General features: G+C 47.6%; 12 protein-coding genes. 1 reads left to right on the forward strand and 11 read right to left on the reverse strand.

Features of this window, described 5'->3' with window-relative positions; all coding sequences use genetic code 11:
• Positions 1-50: 50 nt before the first annotated feature.
• The 3 genes from Q7J41_RS01965 to Q7J41_RS01975 form a co-directional block, all read right to left on the reverse strand.
• Positions 51-1,358, reverse strand: coding sequence for a DEAD/DEAH box helicase (locus Q7J41_RS01965; protein WP_304884711.1), 1,308 nt, complete (start codon positions 1,356-1,358; stop codon positions 51-53).
• Between the two features lie 104 nt (positions 1,359-1,462).
• The gene (locus tag Q7J41_RS01970; protein ID WP_304884713.1) at positions 1,463-1,621 is read right to left on the reverse strand and encodes a hypothetical protein; all 159 of its coding nucleotides are present in this window, start codon (positions 1,619-1,621) and stop codon (positions 1,463-1,465) included.
• A 147-nt stretch (positions 1,622-1,768) separates the two neighbouring features.
• Positions 1,769-1,966 (reverse strand): cold-shock protein, encoded by a 198-nt coding sequence (locus tag Q7J41_RS01975; RefSeq protein WP_026393295.1) that lies wholly within the window; start codon positions 1,964-1,966, stop codon positions 1,769-1,771.
• A 566-nt stretch (positions 1,967-2,532) separates the two neighbouring features.
• Between Q7J41_RS01975 and Q7J41_RS01980 the strand changes: the two genes are divergently transcribed.
• A complete protein-coding gene (locus Q7J41_RS01980) occupies positions 2,533-3,444 on the forward strand; it encodes an exopolyphosphatase (protein WP_304884717.1) in 912 nt (303 codons plus the stop codon).
• A 195-nt stretch (positions 3,445-3,639) separates the two neighbouring features.
• Here the strand turns inward: Q7J41_RS01980 and Q7J41_RS01985 are convergent, their stop codons facing one another.
• The 8 genes from Q7J41_RS01985 to Q7J41_RS02020 all read right to left on the reverse strand — a co-directional run bounded on the left by Q7J41_RS01985 (position 3,640) and on the right by Q7J41_RS02020 (position 12,874).
• Positions 3,640-4,260 (reverse strand): hypothetical protein, encoded by a 621-nt coding sequence (locus Q7J41_RS01985; protein ID WP_304884719.1) that lies wholly within the window; start codon positions 4,258-4,260, stop codon positions 3,640-3,642.
• A 261-nt stretch (positions 4,261-4,521) separates the two neighbouring features.
• Positions 4,522-5,292: an arylamine N-acetyltransferase gene (locus tag Q7J41_RS01990; protein ID WP_304884720.1), complete on the reverse strand. Its 771-nt coding sequence runs from the start codon at positions 5,290-5,292 to the stop codon at positions 4,522-4,524.
• Between the two features lie 126 nt (positions 5,293-5,418).
• Positions 5,419-5,760 carry a hydrogenase maturation nickel metallochaperone HypA gene (locus Q7J41_RS01995; protein WP_304884722.1) on the reverse strand — a complete coding sequence of 114 codons (342 nt, stop codon included), beginning with the start codon at positions 5,758-5,760 and terminating at the stop codon, positions 5,419-5,421.
• Positions 5,761-5,933: 173 nt separating this feature from the next.
• Positions 5,934-8,708, reverse strand: a complete 2,775-nt coding sequence (locus Q7J41_RS02000) for an FAD-dependent oxidoreductase (RefSeq protein WP_304884724.1) — start codon at positions 8,706-8,708, stop codon at positions 5,934-5,936.
• 73 nt (positions 8,709-8,781) lie between these two features.
• Positions 8,782-9,477, reverse strand: coding sequence for a hydrogenase nickel incorporation protein HypB (hypB, locus tag Q7J41_RS02005; protein ID WP_304884726.1), 696 nt, complete (start codon positions 9,475-9,477; stop codon positions 8,782-8,784).
• A gap of 212 nt (positions 9,478-9,689) precedes the next feature.
• On the reverse strand, positions 9,690-10,916 hold the full coding sequence (locus Q7J41_RS02010) for an FAD-dependent oxidoreductase (protein WP_304884728.1): 1,227 nt from the start codon (positions 10,914-10,916) through the stop codon (positions 9,690-9,692).
• Positions 10,917-10,984: 68 nt separating this feature from the next.
• Positions 10,985-12,022, reverse strand: a complete 1,038-nt coding sequence (locus Q7J41_RS02015; protein ID WP_304884729.1) for a helix-turn-helix domain-containing protein — start codon at positions 12,020-12,022, stop codon at positions 10,985-10,987.
• A 78-nt stretch (positions 12,023-12,100) separates the two neighbouring features.
• Positions 12,101-12,874, reverse strand: coding sequence for a TraX family protein (locus Q7J41_RS02020; RefSeq protein ID WP_304884731.1), 774 nt, complete (start codon positions 12,872-12,874; stop codon positions 12,101-12,103).
• Between the last annotated feature and the right edge of the window lies 1 nt (position 12,875).

The raw sequence follows: 12,875 nt of genomic DNA on the forward strand, positions 1-12,875 counted from the left end.
TTGAAGCTAAACTTTTAATACCCCGATTGACGATAACTATGCAGATTTTACTAACTATCTTTTTTCTTGTTTTTTGAATAAAAACGATCCCGGTCTTTTTTTCCGCCGGTGTTTTTTGCGGAGCCGCTTCCACTTCCACTTCCTCGACGGTTCTTGGGTGCCGTCGCCTTATAGGCTCCAGATCGCCGTGATGCCGCTACTTTTAGTTCAGTCGGTACCTCCACCAGGGGGAAGGGATGAACCTCAACGACGGGGATTGATTTTGACACCAGTTTTTCAATGCCGTCGAGTAAGGGCATTTCTTCCTGGTCGCAAAAGGCAATCGCAATCCCGCCGAGACCAGCTCGTCCGGTTCGGCCGATCCGATGCACGTAGGTTTCCGGGACTTCCGGCAAATCATAATTAAAGACATGGGACAGCTCGTCAATATCGATTCCCCGGGCGGCAATGTCTGTGGCCACGAGGATCCGGGTTTTTCGTTCCTTAAAGTTATTCAGCGCCAGCTGCCTAGCATTCTGGGATTTGTTGCCATGAATCGCCTGAGCCTTAAACCCCGCCCGCTCCAGATGCTTGACGATCTTATCTGCGCCATGCTTAGTTCGGGAAAAGACCAGCGCCGAGACAATTTCTTTATTTTTCAATAAATGCACCAACAGATTGATCTTATTCGCTTTATTGACATAATAAACATTCTGCGCAATCACTTCAACCGTTGATGAAACCGGAGTGATGGTGACCTTGACCGGATTTTTGAGAATGGAACCGGACAGTTTGGCAATTTCCATTGGCATCGTCGCCGAGAAAAGCATATTCTGACGCTCAACTGGCATATGCTTGATAATTTTCCGGACATCCTGAAGCATCCCCATGTCCAGCATCATATCCGCTTCATCCAGGACAAAAGACTTGATCTGACCTAGTTTGATGTACTTCTGATTAATTAAATCCAGCAGTCGTCCCGGGGTTGCCACCAGAATATCAACGCCGGCGCCCAAGGCCTTAGTCTGCGGATTCTGCGATACGCCGCCATAAATAACCAGCGTTCGCAGGCCTAAGAACTTACCATAGGCTTTAAATGAATCACTGATCTGCAGAGCCAGCTCCCGGGTGGGTGCCAGTATCAACGCCTTGATCGGTCGGTTTCCTTTAAGATTTCGTTGTTCATAAGACAGTCCCTGTAAAATCGGGATCGCAAAAGCGGCCGTTTTTCCGGTTCCGGTTTGGGCACATCCCAATAAATCGCGGCCTTCCAGCAAAGACGGAATCGCCTTTTCCTGAATCGGTGTGGCCTCAGTATATCCTTCAGCGGTTAAAGCCTTCTGAATTGGCTGTATAATATTTAAATCTTCAAATTGCAATAGGTTTCTCCTTTATTTTAAAAGTGCTGCACGGGTTGATAAATTTTGCGGATCAACCCCTATCATAAATAAAGAACGCCGAAAGCGTTCCTTAGAAAATTGGTTTATTTATCGAAAAATCCGCCTCTTTTTGTTGTTTTAAACGCTTTTCGATCACTGACCTTGTTTTGATTCGGTTTGTCAGCTTTTATTCCCTGCTGTGCACTTAATTTTTTCTTTTCTGCGATAATTTTTTTCATTCCTTCAATATTGTTTGTTGACATAAAATCCCCTCCTTTTCCCCGGAAAACCACGACAACCACTCACAAATAATCGTGCTGTCATGATAAGGGATTAGTTTTGTCTTGTTTTTGACAGTATAAAAAAAAACTTATGCCATTTTCAGGCATAAGTTTAAAATATTTGTGTTATTAGATAACTTGAATATTTTCGGCTTGTGGGCCTTTAGGTCCTTGAGTAATTTCGAAAGAAACTTCTTGGCCTTCTTCTAAAGATTTATAACCACTAGAAACGATTTGTGAAAAATGTGCAAACACATCTTTACCATCTTCCCCTGTTATAAAACCAAAACCTTTTTCAGAGTTAAACCATTTTACTGTACCATTCATTGATGAGTACCTCCTAATTTTTATTCCCTAAATCCTTGTAATACGGATAACAACTACATTTCTAAATTAGGATAATACTGTAAAGCATAGTACCAATTAAAAAATAATACTGTTAAATTCATTTACTATCAATTTAAGTTCTTACTTATAATAGCACGATACAATCAATAAAGCAAACTTTTTAATAATTATTTTCAAATTATCTTAAGACTCTTAATTAAAGTCGCAATTGTTCGATGTTAATCAGTTTCGCAAATGCCTTGATTTTTTTCATTGAAAGGATGGAAAATCTGCTTCTTAAATGGTACAATATACAAACTGTTTCTAAATTCTTACTGACATTAACATCCCAGAGGGCTTGGACTGTAGACATTCGGATTAAGCAGTACCGACAATTGTTATATCATGTTGTTTGCATCGGGGCGAACACGGCGAAGCCTGTCCGATCCCGCAGCAAACAACAGATTAACAATTGGTCGGTACGGTAGTTTGTCGATAACGGTAACCCCGAGGGCTTTTAAATTTACGGTGGCATTTAGCTATTATTTTTTCTTAGGAGGTTTCATATGCGTTTAGTTACTCGTTCGGATTTTGACGGTTTAATCTGCGGCATGCTATTAAAAGAAGCCGGCATCATTGACGACTGGATTTTTGTTCATCCCAAAGACCTGCAGGACGGGCTCTTTTCCCCCACTGAAAATGATGTGCTGGCCAATGTTCCCTATGTACCCGGTTGCGGTATGTGGTTTGATCACCATTCTTCAGAGCAAGATCGAATGGGATGGCATCCCGGGGTGGCTGGTGAAAGCCGTCTGGCACCTTCGGCGGCGCGGATCATTTATGAGTATTACGGCGGCACCGACAAATTCCCCAACTATCAAGAGATGATCCTTTCCGTTGATAAGGTGGACTCGGGAAATCTTTCCCGCGATGAGATCTTAAACCCCACCGGCTGGATCCTGTTGGGCTTTATTTCTGATCCCCGTACTGGATTGGGTCGCTTCCGGGATTTTCGGATCAGCAATTACCAGTTAATGGAAGAACTGATCAATCTTTTCCGGAACCTGTCCATTGAGGAAATCATCGAACTGCCAGATGTCAAGGAACGGGTTTTACTCTATCACGATCAGGCTCGGCTCTTTACTGAAATGGTTACTGCCCATACCCAAATCGATGCGAATGTAATTGTCACTGATTTACGTGACGTTGAAACGATCTACACCGGCAACCGTTTTATGATTTACAGCCTCTATCCCGACCAGAACGTGTCCCTCTGGATTGTCGATGGCAAGCAAAAACAAAATGTCTCGATTGCCTGCGGTTACAGCATCTTAAACCGCACCTGCACGGCTGATATCGGCAAACTGATGTTAAAATACGGCGGCGGCGGTCATCACATGGTCGGCACCTGCCAGATTCCCTATGACGAAGCCAACCCCATTATTGACGAAATCATTGCGGTACTAAAAAGCAAATAAAAAAAGCGCAACCAGCAACGGTTGCGCTTTTTTCATCTAACTACCGTACCGACCAATTGTTAATCTGTTGTTTGCTGCGGGATCGGACAGGCTTCGCCGTGTTCGCCCCGATGCAAACAACATGATGTAACAATTGTCGGTACTGGGTTTGCATCATTATAAGGAATTGAGCAATCCAATGGGGTTGCGCTTTTTTTATTTTGCGGGACGGAATTCGAAGACTTTCAGGGTTCCCTTGTAGCCAAGAAAGGTCAGATAGGCTACGGATCGGTCAGGATTGATCCAGGCCATCACCGAGTAGGTGTTGGCAGGATCCTTTTTATTATAGGCCGAGTTGATTTCGATCCCATCGATCCCACCTAAAATGGTTTTGATCTCCTCATAGGGCATCCCTTCTTTCAGGGAATTAATCTGATCCGCCGTCACATTGGCATTGACCAGACCATCCAGATAGGTGTCGTCGGGCACATAGAGTTGTTTAAACACCACTACCTCGGCGGGTTCTTCCGCACCCGTATCAGCAGTTCCTTCGGCAGCAGCTGTGGCGACAGTATCGTAGCTCAACGTTACCCCATAGCCAGTGTTTTCATCCAGATAGTTAAAGCCTTTTCCCTTGGCCGAACCTTCAACCTCGAGAATTTTTTCGGATTCCTCCTTGGTCATTCCGACCACCACCTTGTTGTACAAGTTTAAGGGATCAGTGCTGACCTCTTTTTTAGCGCCCCCGAATATTATCAGGACAATGCCGATTAGCACAGCAATGCCGATCAGCGCAACGCCACCGATCAGTATCGGCTTGGAAATTTTTATCTTCATCCATTCTTCTCCTGTTTTATTTCTCAATCTTTATCATTAGAATGAGGCCTAACCTACATTAATGAGCCCCTTTTAAAAGGTGTGAACCCTCACGATTTCTATAATACCACGCTTTGCTGAACTAATTCTAAACAAAAGCGGAGCCTTTGTCAATTATAAAGCTCAGATCCCCTTTGAAGAGCTGGCACAATCAGCTCTTCACAACCAAAAAAGCAACAAACCGATTTGAGGCTTGTTGCTTTTTTATTTACTGCCTAGCTTTTAAGACAGCTCCAGCCCAAAATAGCTTTTCAAGGCGTCTTTGATTGCGGCATCGCCGGTGATGGTGGTTTCGATCAGTGCCGTTTTGTCTGTAATCTTTAAGTGTCCATCAAAATAGGTAATCTTGCCGGTTGCGGTGACCAGGGCGCACATCTGTGCCTGTCTAAAAAAAGACTCCGGGTAGGTGGCGGTAAAATGGTTGGCGATCAGATAATCGGCCGGGCAGCAAGCTTCCCGGGTAAAAGCGTAGATCGGTTCAAAACCAGCTGCGGTTTTAAACTCCACCCGATAACCATAATCGGGGTCGGCCATCACCCGATGAATTCGGCCAAGATGTTCCTGCTCCCGGCCGACCTCAAATAACAGCGGTGCGGCCAGACTGTTGCCACCAAAGCCGACATCACAGACCCATAGCTGGTCATCCGCTGCCACCAGCAGCACCCGATGGGTTTTTCCCGAATTTTCAAAACCATCATGATAGACCCGAGCCAGATGGCTACTGACCGGAAAACCCATTTCCTCCAGCACCGCCGCAAAAAATCCATTCATTTCAAAACAATAGCCGCCCCGATGGCGCCGCACCAGCTTGTCAAAAAGATCGTCAAGCTCCAGAGAAATATTTTTTTTGGCATAAACGTCGAGGTTTTCAAAGGGAATGTTCATCACATGACCAAGATGCAGCTGCTTCAGGGTTTCGGCGGAAACCTGATTGCCCCCGCGATAATGAATTCGCTTAAAATAGTCCTCCAGGTTAAATAATTTGTCCGGCATAAGTTCTCCTTTTATTAGTTTCGTTTAAACTAACCCTAGTATACCAGAACTCCCGGAAAATCAAAGCCCCAAATACCTTCGTTAAGGATCATTTATTTAGCCGTTGACCGCAATTGTCGCCCCATCTCAATAGGCGACAACTTCTTTAATATTAAATTCCCGGCCGGATATCAGGCTGAAATCTTCGGCCTGACAGTTTGGGCAGATCTTGCGGTGGTCAACCACATTAAAAATTTCATGGCAAGCCTGGCACTCCCCCCTGGCCGGCAACACGATGATTTCCAGTTTGGTCTCTTGATAGGGGGTGTCACTGACCGCCGCCGGATAACAGGCTTCGACAAAGTGAGGAATAGTCTGGGACAATTGCCCAATCTCCAGAATAATCTTATCAACCTTGGTCAGATTATTTGCCAGCGCAAATTCGTCAACGATTTTAATCACTTCATAAACAATCCCTAGTTCATGCATGTCTCACACCTCTTTTTCTCGTTTCTTTACTTAATCAACAAACCGAGTACCGACAATTGTTAGATCATGTTGTACGCATCAAGGCGGACACGGCAACGCCTGTCCGAGCTTGTGGCGAACAACAGATTAACAATTGGTCGGTACGATAGCGAAGCACTAACCGCTAGTTTTAGTTATCGGGTTTCTGAAAAAGGATTGACCTTGTTCAGTACGATTTTGGCTTTTCGGCCGAGGGCTTTTTTAAGAACCGCTTTTTGTAAGTCGTCAATGTCATAACCGATCTCATCGTAAACCCGTTCCAGCGTAATGGCCTCAAATTTACATTTCAGGGTACAGGCACCACAGCCGACACAGAGATACTCATCCACCTTACTGGCGCCGCAGCTCAAGCAGCGAGCCGTTTCCTTCTGGATCTGGGCTTCGGTTAAAACCCCGCGCAAATCTTTAAACGTCGTTTTCGACACCTTGCCATCGACATGGGCAATCCGTTGGCGCTCGGTACCATCGTAATCGATGCGCTCATCAAGGTTGTCTTTGTCAAGCATCGTATAGGTATGATTATCCCTGCCAAAAAGTAGCGACTGGCCGGTCTGGACAAAGCGATGGATCGAAACTGCGGCTTCTTTACCAGCTGCGATGGCGTCAATAGCCAGTTTAGGACCACTGGCAACATCGCCGCCAGAAAAGATGTCAGCTCTTGAAGACTGCAAGGTAATTGGATCAACGGCGACGGTGTTGCGACTGGTTAATAAAACCGCTTCGCCGGCAAACAAATCGTCATAAACATAGGTTTGTCCGACTGACAGGATCACCTCGTCGCAACTCACGATCATCCGATCCGCTTCTTCAAAGTGAGGATTGAAGCGTCCGGCAGCATCAACAGTTGCCAAACATCGTTTAAATTCCACCCCGGTAACCTTGCCGCTTTCGGTGATAATCCGGGTTGGTCCCCAGCCATTATGAATGGCTATTTCCTCACTTAGCGCCTCAACCACTTCCTCGGGATGGGCGGGCATGTGATCCCGGGCTTCCAGACAGAACAAATCGGTCTGGACGACGCCTTCTAAGCGGACTGAACTGCGGGCAACATCAATGGCCACATTGCCGCCGCCGATCACCACTACTTTTCCTTTGACCTTGGTTTCTTCCGCTAAATTCGTTTTGCGCAGAAATTCCACCCCACTAAAGACGCCATCGGCCGTTTCGCCGTCAATCCCGAGGGTTCGACCGGCCTGCGCCCCAATGGCCACATAAAAGGCCTTAAAACCCTGGTTTCGCAGCTCCTGAAGAGAAAGATCCCGGCCAATTTCGACGCCGGTTTCAAACTTGACCCCCAGCTCCCGGATCACATCGATTTCTGCGGCTAAGACATCTTTTTCCAATCGATAAGAAGGAATTCCCAGGGTCAGCATCCCGCCGAGGCGGCGTTCTTTTTCAAAAACCGTGACATCGTAGCCGTCGATGGCCAGATCATAGGCACAGGTCAGTCCCGACGGGCCGGAACCGATGATCGCAATTTTCTTATCACTGTAATCATGTCGTTTGACCGGTACAAATCGGGAGGCCATTTCCCGATCCTTTTCAGCGATAAATTTTTTGATATCATCAACCGCTACCGCATCGTCAATATCCCCCCGGGTACAGTCTTCTTCACATAATCGCGGACAGATCCGACCGCACACGGCCGGCAATGGATTGTGTTTCTTGATCAGCTCCAGGGCTTCGGTGTATCGTCCCTGGGAGGCCAGCTTGATATATCCCTGAACCGGGATATGCGCCGGACATTTGGTGATACAGGGGGCGGTTCCTGAATCCAGGGCGTTTTTACGGTTGGTACGGTAATCGCTGTTCCACTTATCTTCCAGCCACTCGGTATTGCGTGGGGTCACCTTGGTGACCGTCTCATCGAGGGGTGTTTTGGAACACAATTTCTGCCCCAGTCTGATGGCATTGGTGGGACAGACATCGACACATTCACCGCAGGCCACGCACTTGCTTTCATCCACCACCGATTTATAGTTGGACCGGACGATGTCATTGTTCAAGTATTCATTGGCCAACCGCATCGCATAACAGCCGCAGCCACAGCAGTTGCAGATGGCGTGGGTGTGACCCGGGGTATCGAGATTGGGGACCGAATGCATCAGGCCATTATCCTCAGCTTTTTTGATAATTTCGAAGGCCTCGGCCCGGGTGATTTCGCGACCGCGACCGGTTTTTATATAATACTCGGCCGCATGGCCCAGTTGAATACACATCTCTTCTTTTAAGTGGCCGCAGCCTTCGCCCATGGCTTCCCGGGAGGTCCGGCAGGAGCAATCCGAGACCGAAAAGACACTGGCCTGATCCAGATGGTGGGAAACTTCTTCATAGCTCACTTTTTTGGAATTGCCATCGATGGCCCGTTCAATCGGTAAAACCCGCATCGGCCCGCTGCCAATCGGCATGATGCCTGCGGCCATGGGGCCTTTTTTACCGCCAAAATAATAAAATGCTTCAGCCACTTCCGGATGTTTAGCGACCAGTTCTTTGTTATTATTGATCAGTTCCAAATGACCGGGGACAAAAATATCCTGCCAATACAGATCGACGCCATCCACCGTATTGACAAAGGCAACCCCGGCCCAGGCAATGTATTCCAGCGCTGCCGTGACCTGATCATGCGGTTCCCCTGCTGCTGCGGCTACTGCTTTGACACTCAGCTTTTTCCGGAATTCCAGGTACATCGCAATTTTAGCCTGAAAGGGATCAAGAATCGGTGCCAGGGCGTAATACTCGGGACCAAAGGGAATCACTTCCCGACTGGTTCCCGCCTTGGTGCGACCGATTTTATTGGCCAGATCAACAATTTCCTGACGATAGGGCCGGTCATTGACATCCGCCCAGGTTAAAGCAAAATTAAAGCGCCTTGACTTGTTAAAATTTGTCGGTTCTGATTTTTTGTTCATTTCGATCTCCTCTTTATTTATAGTAAAGCGATAGCAAATTTATAAACAACGAACAAAACTCACGGCACTACTATCAGGCCGGTGACTCGACCACCGGTTCCGGTTGATTCCAGTTTTTCACGGCGCCCCGCAGCCAGTCCGCCCATTCCCCGATGCCCTCGCCGGTTTTGGCGGAAATCGGAATGACGATTAGGTTGGGGTTGATCTTGTTAACCTGCGCCCGGAGAACATCCAGATCAAAATCGAAATGCTCCAGCACATCGATCTTATTGATCAGCAGCACATCGACGATCGAAAACATCAACGGATATTTTAGCGGTTTGTCATCGCCTTCCGGGACACTCAGAATCATCGCATTTTTGGAAGCACCAGTGTCAAACTCGGCCGGGCAAACCAGATTGCCGACATTTTCCAGCACCACCAGATCGGCATCTTCGCTACCAATCCCGTCCAGACCCTGACGAGTCATGCCGGCATCCAGATGGCACATCCCGCCGGTATGGAGCTGAATCACCTTGGTTCCCGTTTTAGCGACGGTATGGGCATCGACATCTGAATCAATATCAGCTTCCAGAATGGCAATACGCATCTCATCTTTCAGGGCTTCAATGGTTCGCAGCAGGGTTGTTGTTTTTCCCGAGCCTGGCGACGACATCAGATTAAGCAAAAAGGTCTGCTCCTTTTTTAATTCCTGACGGAGCAGCTCAGCCTCGCGGTCATTATTTTCATAGACGCTTTTTTTAATTTCCAGAACCTTGTAAACTTCCATCTTATTTCTCGCTTTCTGTCGTTTGTAATTGTTTTCAGTAGCTTCTTTGAATTGATTATAAGCCCTGTGATTAACTTTGACAACAATTTAACAGCGCATAAAAACACATCCCGTCAGCTGTTTTAACTTGGTGTTAACAACTAAACGGGATGTGTTTGTAAAAAAAGCCTGCTGTCACCACAAATCTGTAAACAGCAAGCTAAAATAAATAATTATTGGTCAGACGGAAAATAGCGTTTGGCAAAATCACTGAGGTATAGGGTCAGTTTGTCCAGGGTCGGAAAACAGGTCAGGCTGCCCGAAAAATAAATCCCCTGCTGACCCTGGAGAGCGTTAACCTGATCGTAAAAACCATTTTTTATTTCTGCCCCGGTAACATGGGGAAAGGTCTGCCATTGTTTGTAGGCAAACAGCCGCTCGGCCTTAAAGCCGGCCTGTTTCAGATCGGCATCGATCTGGGCTTTTAATTCCTTAATCGGCAGATCTCCGGCGGCATAGGCGGTCAGCAGCAATCCGGGCTTATTCGGTTTACTGCTATATAACAGCAAGAGATGCCCATCTTTGTCAAAATTATGGCTGAAATAGCTGGTCGTCCGGTAGTTTTCCTGAGCCACATAAGCCAGCACATTGTAGGCCTTGCTTTGATAGCAGCTCATCAGTCGGGCGTGATCAGGGGCGTGAATCACCGGACGGTTAAGCGGCACAGTGATTACCACCGCATCAAAATCCTCATTGCCGACCGGGGTTTCAATGGTCAGGCGGTGATTATCGTTGGGGATAATGCCGGTGACCGGGGTACTCAACCGAAGATCATCCAACCGTTCCGACAATTTTGTAATAATCTCGTTAGCGCCGTTGGAAAAAGCAATCAGCTTCCGGGACTCAATCATCGAAGACAGGGTCATGATATCCAGATACTTCAGGGCATAGATGGCCGGAATCTCGCTGGACTTCCCAAAGCCAAAGGCGACCAGATGAGGCGCATAAACTCGCATCAGGGTATGCAGATTGTTTTCGCTGCACCAGGATTCAAAGGATTGGGTCAGCTGATCAGGAATATTCGCCCAGCCCTGGGCACTTAAGGCCGCCTGATACGGAGCCAGATATTCTGGCAGCCGCTGTAACTGCTCCTGAAAACCGGCAATCTCATGGCGGCCGATTTGTGCCTGTTTTTGGCCGTCCGGGCTCAGAAAATTGCGGTGAAAATACTTGTACTCCGCTTTGACGCCCAGCTGCCGGAGAAATTTCATCAGGGCTTCTGAGGTTCCCAGCACCGAACCCAGCTCACAGAATTCTTTTTTATGAAAGACGCTGCAGCAATGCCCCCCGGCTCGTTCATCCGCTTCAAACACGGTGACCTGATGACCGGCCTTTTCAAGAAAATAGGCCAGCGTCAACCCGCTGTAACCACCACCCACCACTGCTATTTGCTTTTTCATTGCTCATCCCCTCTGGGCTGACCAGCGGTACTAAACGCCGCCAGCGATCCGCCTATTTTTTCACCCCGCTAATATTTTCGATTGACATACGACCATAATGGCAGGGTCACCCCGGCACCCTTGATAGCGACAACGATTTCCATCGGGGTTTTGTGACTGTTTTCGCCATAACCAAGCGGCATGGCCAGATTATAATTGCGAATAAACTGCTGAAAGTGATCCTTGATTGCTTCGAAAGAACCCGCTGATTCCAGCAGTGACGCCAGATACTCGCCGCTTTTCTGATTGAATACCTGAACCGTTTTGGAGTAAAGGTTATTTTTCTCATCCCAAATCACCTGCTTGATATTCATTTCCCGGAGATTGCTGGTATAAAGATGGCGGCTGTGGATTCTGCCGGTGGTATACTCCGCTTGATGGGGCGTCATAATCCAGCTTGGCTGCATCAGCAACTCATTGCCCATCGGCATGGCCACCCCCAACAGCAGATCCAGGGCACAGTCGGAATTTTTTTTTGTATATAGCCGGGCACAGGCCACACCGCTGATTAAATCAACCACCGCATACTGATATAGATTGCCAATCCCCGGCTGATAACCACGTTCCACCGTCCAGGCCAACCAACATTCACCGACCGTCAGCTGCTCCGGCTGCGGAGCCCGATCCCAACAAATTTCCAGCTCCGCACCTGTTTCTTGATGCTGCGCAGCGCTTATTTTCCGGCTGTAATTTTTGCGGGCCAGTTTGTGATTGAGATCGTGACGGCGCATAATATTATAGACCCCGCTGCTGCTGATACTCAGATCCTGTTCCTCCAACAGCCAGGAAATGCTCTGGGGGCCGTAGTCCGGAAAGGAAACAATGGCATCCAGCACCGCCTGCTCCACCGCCAGAGCGGATTTATTGGGCGGGACAAAATGCCGAACCTGATCCTTCAGACCGGCCAAACCCTGTTTCTCAAAGCGTTTATGCCAGCGGTAGTAAAGGGTTCGGGAAATCCGGTATTTTTTACAGGCCGTACTGACCCCCTGTTCCTGACCACAGAGTAGAATCTCATGGCGGCGTTTGATTGTTGCATCTTCATGCGCTTTGACAGCTTTTAGCATCTGCTCGAACTCCCTTTCTACAGACTACATTCCTTGATTTTTACGGCTTTCCTTGTTCCCACCCGTTCTCAGCCGGTATTAAAAAAACAGATTGCCGATAAAAAACAAGATCACAATGTGGACCGGATAAAAAATATAAAACAGGTATTTGAGCCCCCGTCCCTTGGCACCGTTATAGGACAGCATCAGCGGCAATGAAGCGATCATCATCCACTGGTAATTATTAAAAAGCAGGGCGGTAGGCTGGGGATCTACGGCCCATTCCAGAGCGAAAAAGCCCAGGCAGAAAAGCCCATAGGCGAGGATCAACCGCTTTTTATCGGTGCGATTAAAGTAAATCAGTATCCCCAGAAAAACAAAAATGAAACTGCCCTCGTTAAAAATCAGATTGCCGGTGATCGCCCCGACAAAGCTCATTATGCCAATAAGGGAGACGATTTGTCCGGCCAGGATACAGAGCATCGTGGTCAGAATCTGATAGACTGCGAACAGGGCGATATATTTGTTGCCCTTGGGCTTGTCCGCTTTTCGGATTTCGATCAGCCAGACAATCACCCCCACCAGTAGCAGGGTCACAAAAATATTGTTGGACATCATGGCGTAGGGGTCAGTAATGATATTATTGCTGATCAGATCAATCAAACCCATCCCCAGACCAAAGAAATACATCCGCAGTAGATATTTTTTGCGGTCATGGGTGTAATAAAAGCCCCAGGCCATACAGAACATAAATACCGGGGCCGAAATCCGCCCCACCCAGTGCAGCCACAGCGGGGCACCCGGGATAAACTGCCCGACATGATCCAGCAACATCAAAATCAGAGCAATTACTTTTAAGCTTGTCGAGGTCATC

The organism is Acetobacterium sp., assembly GCF_030652775.1.
In the GTDB taxonomy this organism is placed as follows: Bacteria; Bacillota; Clostridia; order Eubacteriales; family Eubacteriaceae; genus Acetobacterium.